The sequence below is a fragment of the Pseudomonas lurida genome (genome assembly GCF_013522705.1).
GTDB classification, from domain to species: domain Bacteria; phylum Pseudomonadota; class Gammaproteobacteria; order Pseudomonadales; family Pseudomonadaceae; genus Aquipseudomonas; species Aquipseudomonas quebecensis.
Genome location: NZ_JAAMRE010000008.1, coordinates 106600 through 131590, shown reverse-complemented (window position 1 = coordinate 131590; position 24991 = coordinate 106600). Strand labels below are relative to the sequence as shown.

The following is a 24991-nucleotide window of genomic DNA, read 5'->3' as shown; positions in this document are numbered from 1 at the left end:
TGAATGTTGCCCATTATGTGAAGCTGCCCGCACCGGACTGTGTAGGGCAAACGCCCGGATTATCGCCTGAACGGTAACAAAGATTCACAGGAATGCCCGCTTATCGGCATCCCCCGCGCGCCCTAGAATTGCGCCACCTCTCCCGCTTCACCCATCTCAGGAATTCGCTTGCCGTGCCGCGTCGCATCAGCAGAGAGCTGAAGACTCTCAGTGTTTGGGCTTTATCGTTAGCAATCAGCGGCTGCATCGGAACCGGAGGAATCGCCCCGCAAGGCCAGGCCCTCGACGCCAATCAACTGGCGACCGACGAGGCGATCCAGCAGGCGGCGCAAGACGCCCACTGGCCCACCGCGCAGTGGTGGCGAGCCTACGGCGACCCGCAACTGGACCACTGGGTCGATCTCGCTACCCGGCACAGCCCAAGCCTGGCCATGGCCGCCGCGCGGGTGCGTGAGGCGCGGTCCATGGCCGGGTTGGCCGAGTCGGCCGAGGCGCTGCAGATCAACAGCGACACCACCCTCAAACGCCACAATTGGCCCAAGGATCAGTTCTACGGGCCGGGCGAATTGAGCGGTGCCAACACCTGGGACAACAATTCGTCCCTGGGCCTGAGCTATGCCCTGGACCTGTGGGGGCGTGAAAGCAATGCCACCGAGCGGGCGGTCGACCTGGCGCACATGAGCGCCGCCGAAGCGCGCCAGGCCCAGCTCGAACTGCAGAACAATGTGGTGCGCGCCTATATTCAGCTGTCGTTGCAGTACGCCAACCGCGACATCGTCGCCGCGACGTTGGCCCAGCAACAGCAGATTCTCGACCTGGCCAACAAACGCCTCAATGCCGGGATCGGCACGCACTTCGACGTAAGCCAGGCTGAAACGCCGTTGCCGGAAACCCATCGCCAACTGGATGCGCTGGACGAAGCCATCGCCCTGAGCCGCAACCAACTGGCGGCGCTGGCGGGCATGGGGCCGGGGCAGGGCGCGCAATTGCGGCGCCCGAGCCTGTCATTGGCTGCGCCGCTCGCACTGCCGTCGAGCGTGCCCGCGCAACTGCTCGGCCAACGTCCGGATGTGGTCGCCAGTCGCTGGCAAGTGGCGGCGCAGGCACGGGGCATCGATGTGGCCCATGCCGGTTTCTACCCTAACGTCGATCTGGTCGGCAGCCTCGGTTACATGGCCACCGGCGGCGGCATGCTGGAATTCCTGGCCGGTAAAAAATTCAATTACAGCGTCGGCCCGGCCATCACCCTGCCGATTTTCGACGGCGGCCGCCTGCGCGCCCAACTGGGTGAAGCCAGCGCCGGTTATGACATCGCGGTGGCGCATTACAACCAGACCCTGGTCAACGCACTCAAGGGCATCAGCGATCAGTTGATCCGTCGCGAGTCCATGGACAAGCAGCAGGCCTTCGCCGCGCAATCGGTGGCCTCGGCGCAGAAAACCTATGACATCGCGATGATCGCCTACCAACGCGGCCTCACCGATTACCTGAACGTGCTGAACGCCCAGACCCTGCTGTTTCGCCAGCAACAGATCCAGCAGCAGGTGCAGGCCGCGCGCCTGAGCGCCCACGCCGAACTGGTGACCGCCCTGGGCGGCGGCCTCGGTGCCGGCGACGACGTGCCGGCGCCCGCCAAGACCCTTCCGAGCAAAACCCCGGCGGCGCTGGCCGTGTTCGATCACTGAGTAGCTTGCGATGACTTCCTTGCCTGCACCGCTGCGCTGGCTGCACGCCCTTGAGTGGCGCCGTGGTTTTTTCGATTGGGCACGCAGCGACGGCGTGACCTGGGTGTATATCTTCAAAGTGTTGATCGCGGCGTTTCTCACGTTGTGGCTGGCCATGCGCCTGGAATTGCCGCAACCGCGCACCGCGATGATCACCGTGTTTATCGTGATGCAGCCGCAGAGCGGCCAGGTGTTCGCCAAGAGTTTTTACCGCTTCCTCGGCACCCTGGCGGGGTCGGCGGTGATGGTCTTGCTGATCGCCCTGTTTGCGCAGAACACCGAGCTGTTTCTTGGTGCGCTGGCGATCTGGGTCGGCATCTGCACCGCCGGCGCCACGCGCAATCGCAACTTTCGCGCCTATGGGTTTGTGCTGGCCGGGTATACCGCCGCGATGGTCGGCCTGCCGGCCCTGGCGCATCCGGATGGCGCATTCATGGCGGCGGTGTGGCGCGTGCTGGAAATCTCTTTGGGGATCATCTGCTCGACGTTGGTCAGTGCTGCGATCCTGCCGCAGACCTCCAGCGCTGCCATGCGCAATGCACTTTATCAGCGCTTTGGGGTATTCGCGTTGTTCGTCACCGATGGCCTGCGCGGGCGCAGCCAGCGCGACGCCTTCGAGGCCGGCAACGTGCGCTTCATCGCCGAAGCCGTGGGCCTGGAAGGACTGCGCAGCGTCACCGTGTTCGAAGACCCGCACATGCGCCGGCGCAACGGTCGCCTCAGTCGTCTCAACAGCGAATTCATGAGCGTCACCACACGCTTCAACGCCCTGCACCAATTGCTCGAACGCCTGCGCGCCGATGCCGCCGACCACGTGGTCGCGGCGATCAAACCTGGCTTGCAGGATCTTGCCGAACGGCTCGATGGTTTCTCCGCACGTGCACTTACGAGTCCCGATGCCGCCCGCCTGGTGACGCAATTGAGTGCCTACAAGGACGGCTTGCCCGCCACCGTGCGCAGCCTGCGCGCAATCTTCCAGGAAACGCAGCCCACCGAAGCCGAGCAACTGGATTTTCATACCGCCTACGAGTTGCTGTACCGCTTTGTCGATGACCTGCACAACTACGCGCAGACCCATGCCTCCCTGGCCGATCACAGTCACGCGCGGGAAGACTGGGACGAGCCCTACACACCGAAAACCAACTGGCTGGCTTGCGCCGCATCCGGCATTCGCGCCTCGTTCATTCTGATTGTGCTGGGCAGTTACTGGGTCGCCACCGCCTGGCCCAGCGGCGCCACCATGACCCTGATCGCAGCGGCCACCGTCGGCCTGTCCGCCGCCACGCCCAACCCCAAGCGCATGGCGTTTCAGATGGCCTGCGGCACCTTCATCGGTGCCCTGGTGGGGTTTGTCGACATGTTCTTCGTGTTCCCCTGGATCGACGGTTTCCCACTGTTGTGCGTGATGCTCGCACCGGTCATCGTTGCCGGCGCCTTTCTCGCCTCACGCCCGCAATATGCCGGTGTCGGTGTGGGCCTGCTGATTTTTTTCAGCACCGGGTCGGTGCCGGACAACCTCACGGTCTACAACCCCTACACCTTTATCAACGACTACATCGCCATGGTCATCGGCATGCTGGTATGCGCGGCGGCCGGGGCGATCATCCTGCCCCCCAACAGCCGCTGGTTGTGGCGCCGCCTGGAGCAGGACCTGCGCGAACAAGTGGTGTATGCCATCAGCGGCAGGCTCAAAGGCCTGGCCTCCAGTTTCGAGAGCCGCACCCGCGACCTGTTGCACCAGGCCTACGGCCTCGCCGTGGGCCAGCCGCAGGTGCAGCGCGACTTGCTGCGCTGGATGTTTGTGGTGCTGGAGGTCGGCCACGCGATCATCGAGTTGCGCAAGGAACAGGCGATCCTGCCGGTGCACCCGGCGTACGCCGAATCCCAGCCGTGGCGCCAGGCCATCCGCGTGATGGGGCGTTCGCTGGTGCGGCTGTTCCTGCAGCCCAGCGCGAGCAATCTGGAGCGCGGGCTCGTCGCCGTCGACCATGCGATCAGCCGCGTGCAGGCCACTGACGAACCGTTCGCTCCGCACTTCGACACTTCGGCCCTGCGCCGGGTGAAAAGCTACCTGCACTTTATCCGCACCTCGCTGCTGGACCCGCAATCGCCGCTGGCGGCCCTCAAAGGATCCTCCCATGCCCCGTGAGATCGCATTCCACGGCCTCTACATGCCGACCATGACCCTGATGTTCCTGATCGCCGCCGTGCTGGCCTGGGCGCTGGACCGCTTCCTGGCCGGGTTCGACCTGTACCGGTTTTTCTGGCACCCGGCGCTGCTGCGCCTGAGCCTGTTCGTTTGCCTGTTCGGCGCCCTGGCGCTGAGCGTCTACCGTTGAGAATGCCCCGATGAAAAAATTTTTCAGCCTGCTCGCCACCTTGCTGGTACTGGCCCTGGCGATCTGGATTGGCCGCACGCTGTGGGTGCACTACATGGAGACGCCGTGGACCCGCGACGGTCGCGTGCGCGCCGACATCATCAATGTCGCCGCCGACGTCACCGGTGAAGTGGTCGACGTGCCGGTGCGTGACAACCAGTTGGTAAAAAAGGGCGACCTGCTGATGCAGATCGATCCGGAGCACTACCGCATCGCGGTCAAACAGGCCCAGGCCCTTGTCGCTTCGCGCAAAGCCACCTGGGAAATGCGCAAGGTCAACGCCCACCGCCGCGCCGACCTCGACGCGCTGGTGATCTCCCGGGAAAACCGCGACGACGCGAGCAACATCGCCGACTCGGCGCTGGCGGATTACCAACATGCGCTGGCCCAGCTGGAAGCGGCGGAACTGAATTTGAAACGGACTCAGGTGTTAGCGGCGGTGGACGGCTACGTCACCAACCTCAACGTCCACCGTGGCGACTATGCACGCATCGGCGAGGCCAAGATGGCCGTGGTGGATATGAACTCGTTCTGGGTCTATGGCTTCTTCGAAGAGACCAAATTGCCCCATGTGAAAGTCGGCGACAACGCCGATATGCAACTGATGAGCGGCGAGACCTTGAAGGGCCATGTGGAAAGCATCTCCCGCGGCATCTACGACCGCGACAACCCCGAGAGCCGCGAACTGATCGCCGATGTGAACCCGACGTTCAACTGGGTGCGATTGGCCCAGCGGGTGCCGGTGCGGATTCACATTGATGAAGTGCCGGAGGGCGTGGTGTTGGCGGCGGGGATTACCTGCACGGTGATCGTTGACCAAGCGCAGAATTGAAATGTGGGGGGGCAATCCCCCTCCCACATTTGACTGTGTTATGTCTTGATGAAGGTCTCATGCAAATGCCGCCACAACAGCGCACCACTGGCCTGTTTCTCGAACACCACGGTGGCTCGGCGGTCGGTCTGCGTGCCGCTGTCGTCCACTTGATGTTCGCGATAGGTCACCGTGGCGCCGCGCGCGTGGCGGTCAATCCCGGTCATTTCGCTCAAGGTGATTTTCAAGCCAGGGCGCATGCCGCCCAGGCGGGTGAACAGTGCGTTGACCCCGGCCGCATTCACCCGTGCGCCGGTGGCGGGGGCGATCATGCTGAAGTCGGGCGAGAAACGCGCGAGCAGGTTCTGCAGGGTGCCTTCAGGCGCGACGCCGGCAAACCATTGTTCGATCTCGATGTGGGTCTGGGTCACTTCTTCAAAGAAATCGCTGTAGTCGATCATTTACAAACTCCCATTCAAACCAAAGCGTTTTTTCAACACGGTTTCCAATAATCCTTTGGGCAACAACGCCGCCAACAACGGCAACGCCCGGCTGCCATTGCCCGAGCGCAACAGGCGCGGCGGTTGCGGTTGTCGCACCGCCTTGAGCACATCGGCCGCAAACACTGCAGCGGGTGTCGGTTTGTCCTGGGACGCCTGGCTGCGCGCACGAATGCCCTCGCGCAAGGGCCACCAGGGCGATTGTTGGTTGATCAGCAATTCGGCCTGGGCGCCGGCATTTTTGGCGAAGTGGGTGTCGATGGCGCCGGGCTGGACCTCCATGACGCGCACGCCGAACGGTGCCAGTTCCATGCGCAGTGCATCGCTCAACGCATGCACGGCGGCCTTGGACGCACAGTAGGCGCCGGCGAAGGGCGTGACCAGCACACCGGAAACGCTGCCGATATTCACCACCAGGCCCTTGCGTTTGCGCAGGGCCGGGAACAGCGCCTGGGTCACGCCGACGATGGAGAACACATTGGTTTCGAATTGGCGCTGCAGGGCCTCGGTGCCGCCGTCGAGCAGCGGGCCCATGGCGCCGTAGCCGGCGTTGTTGATCAGCACATCCAGCTCGCCCAGTTGCTCGGCCAGGCGCTGCAAGGCCGCACTGTCGTTGACATCAAGTTCGACTGCAGTGAAACCGGCGGCGGCGAGGGCGGTTACGTCTTCAGGGCGGCGGGCGCTGGCCCATACGTTGAAGCCGGCAGCCTTGAAGGCATCGGCCAGGGCGCGGCCGATGCCGCTGGAGCAACCGGTGATGAGTACGTTGGGCATGGAGCAGTCCTTTGTCAGTCCGAGAAACTGCCTTGCAGGTGCTCGGCGCGAAATTCCAGGGTTTGCGGGCGGTAGCCGGGGCGTAGCGGTGGGGTGGGCAGGCAATCGTCCCAGGTGGCGCCGGCCTGCAATTCGCCGGGCCCGCGATAGCGCGGGGCGGCGTAGACGTTGTCGGCCAGGTTCACGGTGTCGCCCGGTGCGTAGGCGGCCACGCGCCAGCGCAGTTCGGTGAGGGGCACGTCGTTGCCGTTGTTCAGGGTCAGCTTCAGCGGCCGATCGGCCGGGCAGTCCTGCGGCGCGTAGGTGATGCGCAGTTCCAGGCGCGCCAATTGTGAGGCTTCGCGGTTGTCCAGCCACACCACCCAGACGGCCACGCAACCCAGGCCGGCCAAGGCGGCGAGGGATACCGGCAGTGCTTTGGCCGGGTAGCGCAGCAGCAGGATCAGCCAGGTGATGATCAGGAGAACGCCGAAGAACATGGAGACCACCTCGAATTTGGAACCAGCATCCTAACTTAAGCGTAGGTGGGATTGGGTAGCTTGAGTGCTGTGGTGGCCTTGCGGGCCTTATCGGGGGCAAGCCCCCTCCCACATTGGAATGTATTCACAGATCAAAGGTGGGAGGGGGGCTTGCCCCGATAAGGCCCTCACAGCCAGCGAAAATCAAAAAAAAGCCCCCACCCAACCCACTGCGGATAGGGGACGCAATGGGTTGGGCGAGGGCTTCTTGTACGACTGTTTTACTGCGCGATAGTTTTCACCGACACGCCACGTTCTACCGGCGTCGAGCGGCCGTAGATGTCTTCGAAGCGTTCGATGTCGTCTTCGCCCAGGTAGCTGCCCGATTGCACTTCGATGATCTCCAACGGGATCTTGCCTGGGTTGCGCAGGCGATGCACCGAAGCGATCGGGATGTAGGTGGACTGGTTTTCGGTGAGCAGGAACACGTTCTCGTCACAGGTCACTTCAGCGGTGCCGCTGACCACGATCCAGTGTTCGGCGCGGTGGTGGTGCATCTGCAGCGACAGGCACGCGCCCGGCTTGACCGAGATGTGCTTGACCTGGAAGCGGCCGCCCATGTCCACCGAATCGTAGGAGCCCCACGGACGATACACTTCGCAGTGGTTCTGGGTTTCGCTGCGGCCCTGTTCGTTGAGGGTGTTGACCATCTGCTTGACGCCCTGGACCTTGTCCTTGTGGGCAATCATCATCGCGTCCTTGGTTTCCACCACCACGATGTTGTCCAGGCCGATCACCGACACCAGCTTGCCGTTGCCGTGCACCATGCAGTTGCGGCTGTCCTGGATCACTACGTCGCCTTTGCTCACGTTGCCGTTGGCGTCTTTGTCGTTGACCGCCCACAGCGACGCCCAGCAACCCACGTCGCTCCAACCGGCGCTCAGCGGTACCACGCAGGCGCGCTGGGTTTTTTCCATCACGGCGTAGTCGATGGAGTTGTCCGGGCAGCAGGCGAAGGTGGCGTCGTCGAAGGTCACAGTGTCGGCGGTCTGCTCGCTGCGCTCCAGGGTCAGTACACAGGTGTCGTAGATGTCCGGGTCGTGTTTTTTCAGCTCTTCCAGGAAGCGGCTGGCGCGGAACAGGAACATGCCGCTGTTCCAGAAGTAGCCGCCGCTCTTGACGAACTCGACGGCGCGTTTTTCATCGGGTTTTTCCACGAACTGCTGCACGCGGCTCACGCCTTCTGGCAGCAGCGAATCGTTGGTGGACTTGATGTAGCCGTAACCGGTTTCCGGACGCGTAGCCGGGACGCCGAACAGCACCATCTCGCCGCGCTCGGCGGCCACGGTGGCCAGGGCCAGGGCACGTTGCAGAGCCTTCTGATCGTCGATCACGTGGTCGGCGGGCAGCACCAGCATCAGCTCGTCGCGGCCTTCATTGACCAGCATCATCGCGGTCAGGGCCACGGCCGGCGCGGTGTTGCGGCCAAACGGTTCCATCAGGATGCGTTGGCATTCAAGCTTACGCGCGGCCAGTTGCTCGTTGACGATAAAACGGTGGTCCTTGTTGCAGACCACGATCGGGGCGTCCATGCCTTCGAACACCAGGCGCTCCAGAGTCTGCTGGAACAGCGTGTGCTCACCGGTCAGGGCCAGGAATTGCTTGGGGAACTGTTTACGGGAAAGCGGCCAAAGACGTGAGCCGCTACCACCGGAAAGGATTACTGGGATCATGGGTGTTTCTCCTTGAATCGATTTGGGTCAGAGCCTGTGGGAGGGGGCTTGCCCCCGAGGCGGTGTTTCAGTCGGTACATCTGTTACTGAACCACCGCATTCGCGAGCAAGCCTGCGCCCACAGGGGGAGCGTCAATTTCAAAAGCTAATCAGCGGGTCGACACAGGGCGTTTCACCCAGACTGGCGACAGGCTCGAACCCGAGCCCGTTACATACAGCACCGCCGCTTCACCACGTTCCAACGCAACCGGCTTCACATCGCCGACTTTCTTGTCACCGTCATACAACGCCAGGCTCACCTTCACCGGGTTGATCTCGCGCTCGCCGCGGCCCTTGGCGGCCACCGACTTGACCACGTCGGTCTTGCCGTCGGCGGTTTTCAGGGTCAGGGCCTTGTCGCTGAGGTTCTGCACGCGCACCAGGGATTTCTGCTTGTTCTTGAATGGCGGCTCTTCGATCAGTTGCGGCTGGCCGCTGCTGCTGTTGACCAGGGTGTAGTAGTGATCGGCGGCGAGTTTGACCGGCACGGTCTGGCTGCCCACCTTGGCGCTGTAGTCACCGCCTGGCATGAAGCTGAAGTCGCTGCTGGCCAGCGGGGCCACTTCGCTGAGGTTGGTGTTGCCGACTGTAGCGCTGACTTCCTGGTTGCTGGCGTTGTAGATGCGCACGAAGCTTGAGCCTTTTGGCGCGGTCGGGCCGTACAGGGCGGCGTCGCCGCCGGCGAAGGCAGACATCGATACGAAGCTCAAGCCGGCAGCGATGGCCAGGGTCTTGGCGAGACGACGAGGAGTAGTAGTGAAAGTCATGTGAGTTACCTCTCTTTCAGTTTTGCGCCCGGTCGGGCGTCTCGGATTTTTTAAGGGTGTTCTGTGCCATGTTTTGTTGGCGTGAACCGGCTTGTTTAAGTTGCGCAACCCACGATGGGTCGGCATCACCGATTTCGTTGTTGACCGGCAGATAACGTTCTGGGAACTCCCAGATCAGCACTTGTGGCGGGTTGTTCTTGAAGTCGTCGCTTTTCAGGTAGCTGAGCATGGGCAGGATCGGGCCGTGGCCGTCTTCGGCGTAGCTGATTACATCGCTGCCCAGGGCTTGCTTGAGGGCGCCGACGAAGTTCCAGTTCGGGTTGGCGCTGTAGCTGGTGCCCACCAGTGCAACTGGCGTTTCGCTGTCGCTGAACAGCGCGTCGTCGCCTTTGGTTTCAGCCAGGTGCGTAACGCGTTTTTCCAGCGGCTCCTTGGGCGGCATCAGGTTTTCGAACAGCGGGTCCAGGGGCAGGAACAGACGCAAGTCGCCTTTGTGCGGCTCGATCTTCTCGGCCTCGGTCACAAAGCGCTGCGGCTCGCCACTGAGCGGGGTCTGCTCGGCAATCGCCTTGGCCAGTTGCCTGGCGGCGACTTCCGCGCCGTCCGGGGTCCAGTGGGTGTCGGTGCGCAGGAACACTTGCTTGCCGCTCAACTTGGCCTGTTGCAGCGGGCCAAGCAGGTCGGGAGCAGGAATCTTGTCGGCGGCGACACGGGCGTGGAAGTCCTGGTACAGGTTGGCGTGGATGCTCGCCGGTTTCACCTCACCCAGGTGTTCCGGGTACAGGCGCACCTTGGCCGGCACGATCGCCATCACCAGTTGAATGCCCTGGGCCTTGAGCTTCTGGCGCACGCCTTCGACCAGCGCGTAGTTGCCTTCCAGGTTCTGGTCTTCGTTGACGGCGGGATTGAACTCCTCGTCGCTGTACAGCCAGTGATCGCGGCCCAGCACCACGCCAGGGCGGCCTTCATTGAACAGCTTGTAGTCCAGCGCGGCCCACAGGTTGGTGCCCAGACGCTTGATCGGGAACTCATCGTCATAGTGAGTCTCGACGGCCTTGGTCCAGCGACCGTTGAGCACGGTCGCGTCGGCATTGGTGCTGAAGCCGAAGAAACTGCGCAGCGACCAGGCGCCCAGTGCCAGCAATAGCACCAGGAACAGGCCGATATAGAGGATGCGTAATGAACGGGTCATGGTCGGCTCCCTCAGAATTGGAAGTAAAGGAACGGCGAGAAACTCTGCGCCGACAGTTTGAGAATCGACGCCACGAACAGCGCCAGCACCGCAGCGCGCATAGCGTAGCGTGGCCAGTCAGCGGTCCAGTAGGCCGGTTGCACGGCGGCGTCCTGGCCCACGGTGAAGCCGGGCTGATGGATGCTGCCGGGGTTGTCGCCCGGCACGGCCTTGATCAGGCTCGGGTCGGCCGGCTTGGTTTTATCGGCGGGGCGATTGGTGTAGAAGTCGCGCAGACCGAAGAACGCCAGGGTTGCGTACGCCACCACCAGGGTTGCCACTTGCAGACCGGTAAGGCTGGCGCGGTTGAGTTCCGACAGCGACCACTCGCCAAAGCTGAACATCGCACCGTACATACGGCCGGCGACGTGCAGGTTTTCGGCGCGGAAGATCACCCAGCCCATCACCACCAGCAGGAACGTGAAGGCCCAGCGCAGCACATTGAAACTGCGCGGCGCGGTGTTCAGGCCGATGGCTTTTTCAATCGCCAGCCACATGCCGTGCCAGGCGCCCCACACGATGTAGGTGATGTTCGCGCCGTGCCACAGGCCACCGAGCAGCATGGTCAGGAACAGGTTGCGATAAGTAATCAGCGTGCCTTTACGGTTGCCACCCAGGGTGATGTACAGGTAGTCACGCAGCCAGGTCGACAGGCTGATGTGCCAGCGGCGCCAGAACTCGGTGATCGACTGGCTGATATACGGCTGTTTGAAGTTTTCCATAAAGCGGAAACCCATCATCAAGCCCAGGCCGATGGCCATGTCGCTGTAGCCCGAGAAGTCGAAGTACAGCTGCGCGGTGTAGGCCAGTGCACCCAGCCAGGCATCCCCGGTGGTGGGGTTTTGCAGGGCGAAGCAATGGTCGGCCACCACCGCCAGCGTGTCGGCGATAAAGACCTTCTTGATGAAACCCTGCATGAACCGCGTGCAGCCTTCGGAGAACTTATCCAAGGTGTGAGTGCGGTTGTTGAACTGGTCGGCCAGGTCGCGGAAGCGCAGCACGGGGCCGGCGATCAGGTGCGGGAAAATCGCCACGAACGCCGCAAAGTCGATGAGGTTGCGCGTGGCCGGGGTGTCGCCACGGTACACGTCGATGATGTAGCTGATGGACTCGAAAATGTAGAACGAGATACCGATCGGCAATAGCACGTGGGTCAGGATGAACGGCTCCAGGCCCATCGACTTCATCATCACATTGATGCTGTCGACACCGAAGTTGGCGTACTTGAAGTAGCCGAGGATGCACAGGTCGACGGCCACGCCGAGCAGCAGCCAGCGTTGGGCCGGTTTGGTGCGCACACCGGCGGCACCGACCTTGAGGCCGATCCAGTAATTCCACAGTGTCACGGCGGCAAACAGCGCCAGGAAGTCCACCCGCCACCAGGCGTAGAACACGTAGCTGGCAATCAGCAGCAGCAGATTGCGATAGCGTTGCCCGCTCAAGTAGTACAAGCCGAGAAAGATCGGCAAGAACAGAAACAGGAACACATTGGACGAGAAAACCATCCCGATCTCTCCATGTTTAACCAACAGTCAAGGGCCAACGGCCCCCCCAAACCCCCCCACGGTGTCGGGGGAAGCTTTGATCGTTCCCACGCTCTGCGTGGGAATGCCTTTTGTGACGCTCTGCGTCACGCTTTGGGACGCAGAGCGTCCCGTGCTGCATTCCCACGCAGAGCGTGGGAACGATCAGCGACTAGCTGCCTTTATTGCCTTTTTCATGCGCCGGGTCGTAGACCTTGGTCAGGTCGCCGCCCAGGCGGAAGGTCTTGAACGGCTGCATGTCATGCTTGCGTTCGATCACATCCGGCGCGCAGGTGTAGAGGGTGCAGAACGGCTCAAGCCAGGCATATTTCATGTCCTCCTTGAGGTCCTTCATGTCCTGCTCCTTGCCGTTCTTCTGCTCGAAGATCTGCGGGTCCTTGACCCCGGCCAGCACTTTGTCGCCCAGGCGCTTGAGCGCGCTGTTGTTTTCCTGGCGCAGGTCCACGCCATTGACCAGGGCAAAACTGGCGATCATCGACAGCGGCGGCAGGGCGTAGTTGTGGTACGACAGCGCGCGCTGCTGGCGCTTCAATTCGTTAGGCAGGAAGCCTTGGTCGTCGACCTGATTCACGCCGACCTTGTATTCCTTCACCGCCCAATCGAACAGGTCGCGGCGGTTGGTGGCGACGGAGGTTGCCATCACCGACCAGGCGGCCCAGTAGGAATGGTTGTTGGTTTTTTCCAGCGGCAGGTTGTCCCAGTCGCTGACCACTTGATCGGCCAGTTTGTTGAACCAGGCTTCGATCAGCTGCGATTCCTGCTGGTGGTTGGCCAGCGGGTGCGAGTCGGAAAACTTCAGGCGCACATAGGCCGAGGCCATGCTGCCCAGCGCCCATTTGCGCATGGACTTGCCGGTGTGGTTGAAGTCCTTGGACATCAATGCATCGGCCTTGGCCCAGGACACCAACCAGTTGAGCGTGCATTCGAGCTGCTCCGGGCGCCCGTCGCGCATGAACTGCATCACGCGCTTGCTGGTGTCTTTTTCCAGCTTGGTGATGTCGGCGGTGCTGTCGCGAAAGGCTTTTTCCGACTGCACGTTCAGGGTTGAGCGCGCCTTGTCGGAACCTTCGTACTTACTGCGAAACTGCAGCGGCCCGGTGTACGGCGTCGGCATGGTGTCGCAGTTTTCCTTGGCCTCGCCGGTCTTGAACGCTTCAATCGGGGCGAAATAGCCTTGAGGCGGACGCAGCGGGGCGGCGGCGTTGACTGAACCGGCGAACATCGCCAGGCCCAGCAGGGTAGGGAGCATCAACTTTTGCATAAGTAACCTCACTTCCCGAGTTGGGCGGTCTGTTGACCACCGCTTGGGAATACGTTGCGTGTGCAAATTTTCGCTTCGACCTTCTGCGCGGCGGCACCCTTTTCAGGGCCCTGCACTTCCACGGCCAGCAAGTTCTGCGAGGCCCAGTCTTCATCGGTGCGCAGTTCAAAGGCGAAACGCCCGTCTGTATCGGATGTTTCGGGTTTCTCGATCTTGATGTCCTCGTGGCGCCCGTTCATGTACCAGAGGGTGGCTTGCAGGGTTTTCACCGACGGATCGGCAAAGCGGATATCAACCTGGTGGTTGGCGTTGCGCAGGTCTTTGTTCGAACTGTTGACCAGCAATTCGTTCTTGCCGGGCTTCAAGGTGGCGCTGGCGCTCATCTGTGCGGTCTTGCCTTCACAGCCGTTGTCCAGCAGCGCCATCATCTGGCGATAGATGGTTTCCTGGTCGAGGCGATACAGCGGCGAGAACTCCCAGATCAGGATCTTGGGCGGTGTCTTCTGGAATTCGTCGCTGCCCAGGTATTGGATCATCGAGCCTTCCAGGCCGCCGCCCGGGAAGGCGACGTTGAGAATGTCGGCGCCGATTTCTTCTTGCAGGAAGCCGGCGAAGTTGTAGTTCTTGCCGCTGTGGCTGGTGCCCACCAGCGTGATCTGCGGGTTGCCCGAATCGCTGAACAGGTCGCCGTCGCCCGCTTCGCCCTTGGGCTCGGTGGTGAACTGGTCCATGTACTGGATCGCGTAGCTGGTGCCGCACAGTTGCCCGGCCATGTTGTGCAGGGTGCCGGTCTTGCCCATGCGTCCGGTGCGCTTGGTTTCGAATTCGCGCTTGGGAATATCGGCGAACTGCGGCAGCTGCTTGACCTTGGCCGCGACGATTTTCGCGGTGCGCTGAGCGCCGTACGGGGTCCAGTGCTGGTCGCCACGGAAGTAGAAGTCGTGGGCCGGCAGTTCGTCCGGCAGCTGCTCATTGGTCAGCGGCGACAGGTCCGGCACCACATAGCCCATCTTGGCGAAACGGCCGAGCATGGTCTTGTAGTTGGTCAGCGCCTTGTCGAAATCGTACGAGGCTTTTTCCGCAGGGTTGAGCTTGTTGCGGTTCACCAGGCCACGGGTCGGCTGGTAGACCACCACCAGTTCCACGCCCTTGGCCTTGAACGCATCGTGCAACTGCTGCATGCGCTTGTAGCCGGCCGGCGTGGTGTCGAATTCGGTGCGCAGGTCTTCCTGGGTACGGAACAGCCAGTCGCCCTGGGCTTGGACCAGGGTGGTGAAGTTCTGCTGGTAGCGCGTGGTGTAATTCTTCGCGTCGTGGGCGGCCGGGCACAGGCTGCAGCACGGTTCGGCGGTGAAGGTCGGCGCCTTGACGTCGTCGGCGCGTACGCTCTGGCTGGCCGCGAGCAGGCCGAGGGTCAGACCCGAGAGGCTCAGCAGTTTGATCATGTGTGGGTGCATAAGGGTCATCCTCAGTCCTGCATTTCGGTCTGGCGTTCGACAGGGTCGATCAGCACGGCTTTCTGCTGGCGCACCAGCAGGTCGAGAATCTCTTCCTGGCGATCGCCGAGGACGCCGGAGAAGCTGATACCGCTGGATTTGGTCGGCGCCAGCATCGACACGCGATACAGCTCGATACTCAACGGCGAGTCGATGGACAGCGGCCCGCTGCCGTTCCCCGCCAGTTCCCCGCCGACCACGATCAGCGAAACCTTGGCGTCGAACGGGTCGAGGGCGATGTCGCGGTCGGTGTTGGTCAAGTCCTTGATGTGGCCGTAGACGCCGGTCAAACCGTTGGCCATCGCGGTGTTCTCGTACAGCTTGATATTCACGCTGTTACGCACGCGGATGCCGTGGCGACGGTTGCTGATTACCTTGTTGCCCCACAGCAGGTTGTCGCCGCTCTCATAGAGGGTGATGCCGTCGGTGTGGTTGCGGTAGATCTCGTTGTCGGCGATCAGGTTGTTGACGCTGTTCCGGTCGATCACCAGGCCCGAGAGTTTGTTGTCGTAGCTGCGGTTGTTGAAGATGAAGCTGTCGTTCACCTCACGGGAAATGATGATGCCGTGCTTCTTCTTGGTGCCGTAGACGGTGTTGTCCGCGATGATCAGCCCGTGTGAACGGTCGTGAGGGTCAATGCCGTAGACGATGTTGTCTTTGTAGGTGTTGCCCTTGAGCACGAAGCCCGTGGTTTCGTAGCAGTAGAAGCCGTACCACATGTCCGAGAACTCGGAATCGATGATCCAGCCGGTCGGCTCAGGGCGCTTGAGCACCTTGGCCATGTTCGGCGTGTACTGGGAAATACTCACCCCGTACGACTTACTGTTGGCGTAGCCGAAGCTGGCCATCTTGCTGTTGGCGACGTAGGTCTCGGTGCCGCCCCAGGCCAGCAGAAACGGACGAAATTCCTTGGGCGATTTGAACAGCGCCGGGCCGTTGGCCTTCTCGCTCCAGCCAGTGATTTTGGTGTCACGCACAAACAGCTGGCCGTCGTTGATCAGGAACGAACCGGCTTCCTGGGACAGGCGCAGCTCTTGGGTGCGCTTGTCGATTTCGAGGATGCCCTTGCGCCCGACCACGATCGGCAACTTGGCCAGGAACACGCCCGGCGAAGTTTCGCTCAGGTACTGCTTGGGCACTTTGCCCAGCAGGTCCTTGAGGTTCATGTAGCCGTCGTCGACAAAGATCGCCTGGGGAATGCCGTGCTGGCGCACCACCCATTCGGCCATCTTGTTATCGCCGCCGATAAAGTCCTTGAGCGCGTCTTCCTGCATCATGCGACGGGTGCTGATCTTGCCCGGCTTGGTCCTGACGATCTTTTTTTCCATGGCCGCGGCGGTGTAGCCCGACAGGTCCGGCAGGGCAGGCTTGGCCATCTCCAGCGGCGCGGTCGGCGGGCTGGAAATGGTGTAGGTCTTGGCCTGTTGCAGTTCCTTGGCGATGGTAGGCGCCTTGGCCGCCGTGTCGGCAAATGCCGGGGCACTGGCCACCAGCATTGCCGCGACGAGTAGGCTTTGAGCATTCATTGCGCAGGCTCCCATCAGAATTTCCAGATCACGTCGACAAACGCGCGATGCATGTACGAGTCGACCTGGCTGCCGTAGGCGTCACCCGGTTTGAACACACCGGCACGGAACCGCACCAACGCCGACGGCTCGTCGATCGACTGGCTGAGCGCGGCCGGCAGCAGGCCGGTCTTGAAGTACTTGGTGACCACCAAGTCCATCTCCTGGCCCAGGTCTTTCTTGCCATCTTCCAGCGGCAGCGAGGTGCTGGACAGGATCGCGCCGGTCACGTCATCGGTGTTGTTCTGCACCGCATCGATGCCATTGCTGCCCACCGGCTTGTTGCCGTCCACGCGCCAGAACTTGTGGTACACCAGGCTGGCGTCGTAGTCCTCGCGCAGCTGCCAGGAACCGAACAGGCTCATGGACTGCATGTTGTTCATCTCGCCGCGAAACGCTTCGCCGAAGCGGTGCACGCGGGACTGGGTGCCGGTCCAATTCGAGCGGTTGCTCTGCAGGCCGTTCTGTTCGTATTCGGCGCTGGCGCGAGCGTAAGCCGCACCCACTTGCCACTGCGGGTCGAGACGCAGGCGAATACCCAGGTCGGTGGCCCAGCCGTTCACGTCATCGCTGCGCTTGGCCTGGTCCGGGCGGCTGCCGTCTGCTTTGAGGGCGTTGACCGTGTCGCGGTCGCCCTGCATGCCGGTGATGCTGGCCCAGTAGTTGACGGTGTTGGTGTTGCGCCAGTTGTAGGCGTCGCTGTTGGCTTCGATGCCGAGCCAGGTCAGGTCGCCGTTCTCGCGTTTGTCCAACGAGTCGGTGGGCACGCCCGGTTCCGGGTAATCCAGCTTGCCGTCGTCATGGGTGTGATGGCCGCGCAGGCCGATCCACTGGCCCGGCATCCACTGGTAGGACGCATCGGCGTAGAAGTGCTGGCGGTCCTTGTCCTTGGGCGACAGTTCCTTGAGGTCGGTGCGGTATTCGCTGAAACGTTCGGCGGCGCCCACATTGGCCTTGAGCAAGGTGGTGTCGAAGGTCCAGTTCAGCGCCTCGATATTGGTGTCGCGCCACTGGCCGTCGTCGTTGCGCAGGCGTTGACGACCGAACTTGAGAATCTCGCCGGGGTAGGGCGTGAAGCCGCTGTAGCCGACCCAGAACTCGCGCATCGCCAGGTAGTTTTTCTTGGCCTTGCGGTCGTTGTTAGTGGTTTGCTGGTTTGCATCATCGGCCGACTGCTGCAGGGTGTCGGTCTCGATGATGTCGCTCGACACCACCGCCTGGCCCATGGCATAGCCGCTCCAGTTACCGCTCTCGCCGTAGATCCACGGGCGCAGGTCCAGGCCGACACCGTTGACGTCGCCGCCTTTCTGGGTGCCGAGGTCGCGGTCGTCTTCGGACTGTGCGGTGGCTTTGACTTCCAGGCCGAAGTTCTTGGCTTCGGTCAGCGCGGCCAGGGTCGGGCACGACCACAGCAGGGCGAAGGTCAGGCCGATACCGGCCTTGACGAATGGGTTGAGCTTCATAGGGATTCCTCGCCGTCTTCTTCTTGCAGGGCGTGCAGTTGCAGCGTGCTTTGGGCCAGGGTGCCGCGTGCGGCCAGCTCCTGTTGCACCAGGCGTTGGCCTTGGGCGCGTTGTTCAGGAGTCAGCGGGGCTTCGAGTTGAGCGGCCAGGTCATTGGCCTGCGGCGTGTCCTGGGCCTTGGCCAACTGGCTGAAGACATACGCATTGACAGGGTCGGGCTTGGTGCCCTTGCCTTGGGAAAACAATTGGGCGATGGCGAAATCGGCGCTGTTCTGGCCGTTGCGCGCAGCGGTCAGCAAGTGGTCCAGGGCCTTTTGCGGGTAGACCTTGCCCAGGTAGCCACGGCGATAGATCTGGCCGAGGTAGTAATCGGCGGCCACTTCCTTGCCTACGGCCTTTTCGAAATGCGCCTCGGCAGCCTTGGCATCGGCCGGCACCCACTTGCCTTCGTAATAGAGCTTGCCCAGCAACAGTTCAGCGCGCGGCTGGTCGGCGGCGCGGCCGTTGTCCAGGTACTTCATCATTTGCTCGACGTCGCCCAGTTCGGGGAAGTCGTAGAGCAGTTGCGCCAGGCTGACCCAGGAAGCCGGGTAGCCGGGGGCGATTTTTTCCAGCAGGGCCTGGGCCGTCTTTTCGTCGGTCTTGCCCAGGGAGGCATCACCCAATACGCGGGCAACGCTGTCGACCCGTTGAGCGGTGACAGTGCCACGGCTGTAGCCGGCTTCCATCTGTTTGAGCAGTTCGGCCTGTTTTTCCGGCTCGGCTTTCTTCTGGTAGACCGTGGCCAGTTCGACGTAGCAAATGTCGGTGGTGTTCAGCGCGGCTTTGCAGATGCGCTCCACATCATCCAGATGCTGATCGTAGGTGTTCTGGGTGCGATACAGCAGCACCTGGGCCAGGCCCGCTTCCGGGTAACCCGCCGCCTGCCACTGGCTGATCTGCTGCTGGGCATTCACGTTGGGAAAGCTGTGAGGGTATTGCAGGTACAGCATCGCCAGGGGAATCAGGGTGTTGCCTTCGCCATTGGCAAAGGCTTTTTTCAGCAGGGTTTCGGCTTCGTGGTGCTCGGCCTCGGTAGCGCCGGGCTTGGCCACCAGCAGGCGACCCAGGCGCGCCTGGGCGCGAGGCGAGGTATCCGCTGCGGCGCGGTACGTGGCCTCGGCCTGTTTGATCTGCGCCGGGTCGCGGGTGCCTACCTGGATATCGGCCAGGCCCACCTGGGCCTCGCTGTAACCCAGGTCGGCCAGTTGCTGGTAATTCTGCTGCGCGGTGACGGTGTCGCCACGCTTGAGCGCTTCGTTGGCCAGGCGCTGGTCGGGCAGGCCGGCGCAACCGGCCAGCGAGATGGCCAGGGCCAGTGCGCAGTAGGCCGAGGCGAAGTGCGATCTGGAAGGAGCTGGCTTGCCTGCGATACGGGCACCTCGGTGTTGCAGATGTACCGAGTCGATCCCATCGCGGGCAAGCCCGGCTCCCACATTGGTCAACGGTGTATTCGGAAGAGTCACAGGCATGTCCTCGCTTACAGACCGTGAGCCATGGCTTTGTCGATCAGCCAGTTCAGCGACGGGCCACGGTCGCTGGTCACTTCCACCGGGCGACCGGCGTAGGTGCTGTCCAGCGGCGCGTCAGGCTTGATCTGCACGCGGATGTCGGAGGACAGGTCGGCGCTGTTCAGGCTGGTGCTGCTGACGATGGTGCCGGTGCGCAGTTGTTCTTCGTCGGCGACCTGGAAGCTCACCGGCGTACCTGGGCGCACGTCGGCGAACTGGCGGTAGGTGAAGCGCGCTTCGACGTTGGCCTGGCTGCCACGTGGCACCAGTTGGAAGATCACGTCCCCCTTGCTGGCGTATTGGCCGTCGGCGACCAGTTGCTGCGCTACCACGCAATCGCACGGCGACGTCAGGGTGCCGGTCATTTGCTTGCCGAACAGCTCTTCGACCTTGGCCGGTTGCAGTTGGTCTTCGTCGAGGTGGCCCTTGAGCACGTCGAGCATGCTGGTGCTGAAGGTGGCCAGCGGCGCGCCCTTGGCGGCCACCGCATCACCTTTGAGCAGGCTTTGCACGGTGCCGTCGCGCGGCATGGTCACGTTCATGCCCGGTACGCTGACCAGGCCGGCCTGGGCGTGGCTGACAAAGTACATGCCGTAGATCGACTTGAAGACAAACCCGAACGCCGCCAGGCCCACCAGGAAGATCGCCAGGCTGAAGGTCACGGCACGCAGGCGACCGAAGGCGCTCATGTTGCTGCCGCCGTCCTTGACCTTGCGCGCCTTGGTGAAGTTGTCGCGCTGCAGGGTCGCCAGTACGTCGCCCATGGTCACGATGTCACCGGACAAGTGCGAGGTGATCAGGTGGCGCAGGGTGGAGATATCCTGGGCGTCGAGGTTCTGGAACTGGCAACCGGTGCGGCCGGTCTGGCGGTCGTAGGAGCGGATCTGCAGCTCGACGTCCATGGCCAGGCCGAGGTTATCGATGACAAATTGCAGGCGACCCTTGTGCACTTCACCGACGTTCAGCGGCTGCGTGGCGGTGAACGCCAGGCCGCCGGCGGACAGGTCGATCACCCGTGCTTCGGTCTGGCTGCGGTCGGTGTTGAAAAAGCGCAGTTTGGCCGGGATTTTCACGCGGGCGTGCTGGCGCTGAGCTTCGGATTCGTGGACAACGTTGGCGTTTACTTGGCTGTTCATAGTGTTCTAGTTCCTAGTTAATTCAGGCTTGGCTGGGTCAGACCATCATCAGCAACACGGCGACGAAAATGCTGCCGGCGGAGAAGGTCATGGTCCGAGACGACCAGGTGTTGAACCAACGCTGAAAGCTGGCCAAATCGCGGGTCAGTTTGGTGTCCTGGCGAGTCCAGGACTGTTGATCAAGGCGGAAGAACACGTAGATCTTCACCAACGCGCCCATGATCTGGTTGTAATAGAGAATCAGCGGGTAGGCCGGGCCGATCTTGTGGCCGGAGCACGACAGCAGCAGGGTCAGGATCAGGCGGGTGATGCCGATCCACAGCAGGTACGCCAGGATGAATGCGCCGCCGTACTTGAAGGTGGCGATGATTGCCACGGTCAGGCCGAGCAGCGAAGTCCACATCGACACGCGCTGGTCGAACAACACGATGCTGGTGAACAGACCCAGGCGACGCACACCCAGGCCCAGGGCACGGGAGTTCTGGCGCAGGTTGTTGCCGTACCAGCGGAACATCAGCTTGCGGCTGGCCTTGATAAAGCTCTTTTCCGGCGGGTGTTCCACGGTGTTGATCGCGGCATCCGGCACGTAGAACGTGTCGTAGCCCAGGCGCATCAGGCTGAACCAGCTGGACTTGTCATCACCGGTGAGGAACTTGAAGCGGCCCAGGCGCCAGTGCTGCAGCGAGTCGCTTTCCACGTCGGCGATAAAGCCCGGGTCGGTGACCACACTCGCACGGAACACCGACATGCGACCGGTCATGGTCAGTACGCGCTTGGACAGGGCCATGGAGCACATGTTGATGTGGCGTTGGGCGAACCGCAGCTTGTGCCATTCGCTCATGATGTAACCGCCGCGCACTTCGCAGAACTCGTTGGTGGTGAGGCCGCCGACGTTGCCGAACAGCTGGAACCACGGCACGGTCTTGCGCACAACGCCTTCGGCGAGCACGGTGTCGCCGTCGATCACCGCCACGACCGCGCGGTCATCCGGCAAGTGACGCGAAATGGCACGGAAACCGAAGGCCAGGCCGTCGCGCTTACCGGTGCCGGCGATACGCACGAAGTCGAGCTTGACGTGTTCCGGTGGGTTCATCTTTTCCCAAAGGCTCTTGACCAGCAGCTCATCGGACATCTCCACCAGCGAGCAGACCACCGTGGTCGGGAAGCCACAGTCGATCGCTTCGCGAATCACCGAGCTGTACACCTGCGCGGTGGTCAGCGCATCGATGCGGAAACTGGTGACCATCAGGAACACATGGGACGGGTCGGCGGCCTTGCCCAGCTTGCGGACTTTGCGGCGCAGGTGCGGGTAGACCACATACAGGAACAGCATGCCGCGAAAGAAATGCGTAGCACCCATCGAGTAGCGCCAGATACCGACGGCGCCAATCAGGAAAATAAAATTCTTCGACTCGGAGTCGAATGTGCTGGCTGGCAAAGCCAGAGCTAGAAGCGCTAAAAGCGCCAGAAATACTAGCCAGCCAGTCGCTTGGTTTAACCGTTGCATATTTGTGTCCGTCACGGGGGAGTAGGGCCACGAGCGGCAAGCTATAAGCTGAAAAACGATCGCTTCTAACTTGCCGCTTGCCGCTTGAAACTAGCCGCTGCCCCTTACCAACAAATGCCTTCAGTGCGGCCGCTCACGCTGGTGGCCTTGGACATGAAGCCCACCAGGTCGACCACTTGCTTGCCGTCCGGCGCGTTATGGGCCAGGGCGCGGAACTTCTCGTCGCGGTTGCCCAGGATGATCACGTCGGAGTTGTTGATCACATCGTCGAAGTCCGAGTTGAGCAGGGACGACACGTGCGGGATCTTGCCTTCGATGTAGTCCTTGTTCGCGCCGTGGACACGGGCGTACTCGACGTTGCTGTCGTAGATGCTCAGGTCGTAGCCCTTGCCGATCAGCATTTCGGCCAGCTCTACCAGCGGGCTTTCGCGCAGGTCGTCGGTACCGGCCTTGAAGCTCAGGCCCAGCAGGGCGACTTTGCGCTTGTCGTGGCCGGCGACGATGTCGAAGGCGTTCTGCACCTGGGACTCGTTGCTGCGCATCAGCGAGTTGAGCAGCGGTGCTTCCACGTCCAGGGAGCCGGCGCGGTAGGTCAGGGCACGCACGTCCTTGGGCAGGCACGAGCCGCCGAACGCGAAGCCTGGACGCATGTAGTACTGGGACAGGTTGAGGGTCTTGTCCTGGCAGACCACTTCCATCACTTCGCGACCGTCGACGCCGACGGCCTTGGCAATGTTGCCGATCTCGTTGGCGAAGGTGACCTTGGTGGCGTGCCACACGTTGCAGGTGTACTTGATCATCTCGGCAACGGCGATGTCCTTGCGGATGATCGGTGCGTCGAGTTCTTCGTACAGCGACTGCAGGACATCGCCGGAGGCTTTGTCGAACTCGCCGATGACGGTCATCGGTGGCAGGTCGTAGTCGGCGATGGCGGTGGATTCACGCAGGAATTCCGGGTTGACCGCGACGCCGAAGTCGACGCCGGCTTTCTTGCCGGAGCAGTCTTCCAGGATCGGGATCACAACGTTGGCCACGGTGCCCGGCAGCACGGTGCTGCGCACCACGATGGTGTGGCGGGTGGTCTTGTCACGCAGAACAAAACCGATCTCGCGGCATACCGACTCGATGTAGTTGAGTTCCAGATCGCCGTTTTTCTTGCTTGGCGTGCCGACGCAAATCATCGACAGGTCGGTATCGCGGATGGCTTCGGCGAAGTTGGTGGTGCCGCGCAGTCGACCCGTTTGGATACCCTGGCTCAACAATTCGCCCAGACCCGGTTCAACGATTGGCGATTTGCCGGCGTTGATCAGGTCGATCTTTTCCTTGGAAATGTCCACGCCGACTACTTCGTGGCCACGGGCAGACAGGCAACCGGCACAGACAGCGCCAACGTAACCCAAACCAAATATGCTGATGCGCATCGCATTTACCTCGTTGTCATTGAAGACGGTGTTAATCATGCCAATAAATGGCCGGAGTTCATGTTTGCAAGCGTCACTGATGCCCGCGGAAGTTGGGCGAATAGACGCCGACTTGCCGCGTACAGGCATGTTAAATAGTGAGTGACTAATAATTGCACTCAAGTAGGGCGCAACATGGCCTTGTTATTGGGGCTTGCCCTCAAATGCAGCCGGCCTTCCTGGGAGAAGGGCCTGGCGCCAGTGCCACAGAGCTTTGATAGAGGCAATAAGCCTATAAAAATCAAAACCTTGGGATGTCTCACTGACCCATTGGGGTAAGCGCAGCCTTGGCCTTATAGTTCGTGGCAATACTTCCTTATTGCCGCCTTTAACTAGTCAGTCGGTAATATGACCCATGAGTCAAAGTTAATGTGACAACTTTGCTACTTCCTTTGGTCGCCATGTAAGTCATCTCTTACAGCATCAGAGAATTTCGTTACCGGTGGTATGAGCGGCGCTTTAGGACGAAGTTCCTGGCCGCTCATCCTGTTTCCTGAAATTTCTTGAAATACGAGCAGAGATGGCACTAGTACTATATTGATAGCACTTGCTATTTGGGCCAGTAGTTGTGGGGAGTTGGCACGCAGGGATAGTTTTGTGCCACTAGTGTTAAAAAAAACCAGTGCCACTACGAAAAAATTCGATGAATGTCGAGTGAAACTATTGATAGGGTTGTGTCGTGATATTTTTTGACGTCAAATAAATGACGATTTTGTCCGCGGTGCAAATAAAAATGTGGGAGGAGCTTGCCCCCTCCCACATTTGGATTTCATTGTCTGAGAAAGGCTGGTACGGCCTTATTCCGGTGCATGATCGCGCAGGAACACCAGGTTGTCCGGCTTGGACTGCTGCGCATTGAAGCGGTAGCCCTGTACATCAAACTCCTTAAGCTTGGCCGGGTCGTTGATGCGTTCTTCGATCACGAAGCGGCTCATCATGCCCCGCGCTTTTTTCGCGTAGAAACTGATGATCTTGTACTGGCCGTTTTTCAGGTCCTTGAACTCGGTATTGATGATCCGGGCGTTCAGGGCCGTGCGTTTGACCGCCGAGAAGTACTCGTTGGACGCCAGGTTGAGCAGCACATCATCACCTTGCGCGGCGAGGGCTTCATTGAGCCATTCGCTGATCCGCGTACCCCAGAAGGCGTACAGGTCCTTGCCACGAGCGTTGGCCAGCTTGGTGCCCATCTCCAGGCGATACGGCATCATCAGGTCCAGCGGGCGCAGCAGGCCGTACAGGCCCGAGAGCATGCGCAGGTGGTCCTGGGCGTAGCTGAAGTCGGCGTCGCTGAATGTGTCGGCGTTGAGTCCGGTGTACACGTCGCCTTTGAACGCCAGCAGGGCCTGCTTGGCATTTTCGGGCGTAAAGGCCGGTGTCCAGCTGCCGAAACGCGCGGCGTTGAGGCCGCCGATCTTGTCGGAGACGTGCATCAATTCGCTGATCTGCGCCGGGCTGAACTGGCGCAGTTGCTCGATCAGTTCCTGTGAGTGGTCCAGGTACTGCGGCTGGGTAAAGCGCGCAGTGACCGGCTTTGACTCGAAATCGAGGGTTTTGGCGGGGGAAATCACCATCAGCATGAAGTTGGCTCCTGTAA

At 61.5% G+C, this 24991-nt stretch carries 20 protein-coding genes; 4 read left to right on the top strand and 16 right to left on the bottom strand.

Features of this window, described 5'->3' with window-relative positions; all coding sequences use genetic code 11:
* Window positions 1-173: 173 nt before the first annotated feature.
* Genes G7025_RS09665 through G7025_RS09650 form a run of 4 tightly spaced genes read left to right on the top strand, consistent with a single transcriptional unit; the run spans window position 174 to window position 4934 of the window.
* Window positions 174-1685: an efflux transporter outer membrane subunit gene (locus G7025_RS09665; protein ID WP_181078512.1), complete on the top strand. Its 1512-nt coding sequence runs from the start codon at window positions 174-176 to the stop codon at window positions 1683-1685.
* Window positions 1686-1695: 10 nt separating this feature from the next.
* Window positions 1696-3873 (top strand): FUSC family protein, encoded by a 2178-nt coding sequence (locus G7025_RS09660; protein WP_181078510.1) that lies wholly within the window; start codon window positions 1696-1698, stop codon window positions 3871-3873.
* Entirely contained in the window at window positions 3863-4063 is a 201-nt protein-coding gene (locus G7025_RS09655; protein ID WP_003171907.1) for a DUF1656 domain-containing protein, read from the top strand. Before G7025_RS09660 ends, G7025_RS09655 begins: the two co-directional genes overlap by 11 nt.
* Before the next feature lie 10 nt (window positions 4064-4073).
* The gene (locus G7025_RS09650) at window positions 4074-4934 is read left to right on the top strand and encodes an efflux RND transporter periplasmic adaptor subunit (protein ID WP_181078508.1); all 861 of its coding nucleotides are present in this window, start codon (window positions 4074-4076) and stop codon (window positions 4932-4934) included.
* A 38-nt stretch (window positions 4935-4972) separates the two neighbouring features.
* Here G7025_RS09650 and G7025_RS09645 read toward each other — a convergent pair whose 3' ends face one another.
* The 16 genes from G7025_RS09645 to yaaA all read right to left on the bottom strand — a co-directional run bounded on the left by G7025_RS09645 (window position 4973) and on the right by yaaA (window position 24974).
* Window positions 4973-5374, bottom strand: a complete 402-nt coding sequence (locus G7025_RS09645; RefSeq protein ID WP_181078506.1) for a nuclear transport factor 2 family protein — start codon at window positions 5372-5374, stop codon at window positions 4973-4975.
* Complete coding sequence (locus G7025_RS09640; protein WP_181078504.1) at window positions 5375-6187, bottom strand: SDR family oxidoreductase; 813 nt, start codon at window positions 6185-6187, stop codon at window positions 5375-5377. It lies immediately after the preceding gene.
* Between the two features lie 14 nt (window positions 6188-6201).
* On the bottom strand, window positions 6202-6666 hold the full coding sequence (locus tag G7025_RS09635; protein ID WP_181078502.1) for a multidrug transporter: 465 nt from the start codon (window positions 6664-6666) through the stop codon (window positions 6202-6204).
* 260 nt (window positions 6667-6926) lie between these two features.
* Complete coding sequence (locus tag G7025_RS09630; RefSeq protein WP_181078500.1) at window positions 6927-8378, bottom strand: mannose-1-phosphate guanylyltransferase/mannose-6-phosphate isomerase; 1452 nt, start codon at window positions 8376-8378, stop codon at window positions 6927-6929.
* Between the two features lie 149 nt (window positions 8379-8527).
* Window positions 8528-9184: an alginate O-acetyltransferase AlgF gene (locus G7025_RS09625; RefSeq protein WP_181078498.1), complete on the bottom strand. Its 657-nt coding sequence runs from the start codon at window positions 9182-9184 to the stop codon at window positions 8528-8530.
* Window positions 9185-9200: 16 nt separating this feature from the next.
* Entirely contained in the window at window positions 9201-10376 is a 1176-nt protein-coding gene (locus tag G7025_RS09620) for an alginate O-acetyltransferase (protein ID WP_181078496.1), read from the bottom strand.
* Window positions 10377-10387: 11 nt separating this feature from the next.
* Window positions 10388-11920 carry an MBOAT family O-acyltransferase gene (locus G7025_RS09615; protein ID WP_181078494.1) on the bottom strand — a complete coding sequence of 511 codons (1533 nt, stop codon included), beginning with the start codon at window positions 11918-11920 and terminating at the stop codon, window positions 10388-10390.
* A gap of 190 nt (window positions 11921-12110) precedes the next feature.
* Window positions 12111-13220: a mannuronate-specific alginate lyase gene (locus G7025_RS09610; RefSeq protein ID WP_181078492.1), complete on the bottom strand. Its 1110-nt coding sequence runs from the start codon at window positions 13218-13220 to the stop codon at window positions 12111-12113.
* 8 nt (window positions 13221-13228) lie between these two features.
* The gene (locus G7025_RS09605; RefSeq protein WP_181078490.1) at window positions 13229-14677 is read right to left on the bottom strand and encodes an alginate O-acetyltransferase; all 1449 of its coding nucleotides are present in this window, start codon (window positions 14675-14677) and stop codon (window positions 13229-13231) included.
* A gap of 11 nt (window positions 14678-14688) precedes the next feature.
* Window positions 14689-16257: a mannuronan 5-epimerase AlgG gene (gene algG / locus G7025_RS09600; protein ID WP_181078488.1), complete on the bottom strand. Its 1569-nt coding sequence runs from the start codon at window positions 16255-16257 to the stop codon at window positions 14689-14691.
* Window positions 16257-17744 carry an alginate export family protein gene (locus G7025_RS09595; RefSeq protein ID WP_181078486.1) on the bottom strand — a complete coding sequence of 496 codons (1488 nt, stop codon included), beginning with the start codon at window positions 17742-17744 and terminating at the stop codon, window positions 16257-16259. Before G7025_RS09595 ends, algG begins: the two co-directional genes overlap by 1 nt.
* On the bottom strand, window positions 17741-19255 hold the full coding sequence (algK, locus tag G7025_RS09590) for an alginate biosynthesis TPR repeat lipoprotein AlgK (RefSeq protein ID WP_258197660.1): 1515 nt from the start codon (window positions 19253-19255) through the stop codon (window positions 17741-17743). The genes G7025_RS09595 and algK overlap by 4 nt, the downstream gene beginning before the upstream one ends.
* 8 nt (window positions 19256-19263) lie before the next feature.
* On the bottom strand, window positions 19264-20430 hold the full coding sequence (locus tag G7025_RS09585; protein ID WP_181078485.1) for an alginate biosynthesis protein Alg44: 1167 nt from the start codon (window positions 20428-20430) through the stop codon (window positions 19264-19266).
* Between the two features lie 37 nt (window positions 20431-20467).
* Window positions 20468-21937 (bottom strand): mannuronan synthase, encoded by a 1470-nt coding sequence (gene alg8, locus G7025_RS09580; protein WP_034137041.1) that lies wholly within the window; start codon window positions 21935-21937, stop codon window positions 20468-20470.
* 104 nt (window positions 21938-22041) lie between these two features.
* Window positions 22042-23358 carry a nucleotide sugar dehydrogenase gene (locus G7025_RS09575; protein ID WP_181078483.1) on the bottom strand — a complete coding sequence of 439 codons (1317 nt, stop codon included), beginning with the start codon at window positions 23356-23358 and terminating at the stop codon, window positions 22042-22044.
* A gap of 836 nt (window positions 23359-24194) precedes the next feature.
* Window positions 24195-24974 (bottom strand): peroxide stress protein YaaA, encoded by a 780-nt coding sequence (yaaA, locus tag G7025_RS09570; RefSeq protein WP_181078481.1) that lies wholly within the window; start codon window positions 24972-24974, stop codon window positions 24195-24197.
* Window positions 24975-24991 lie beyond the last annotated feature (17 nt).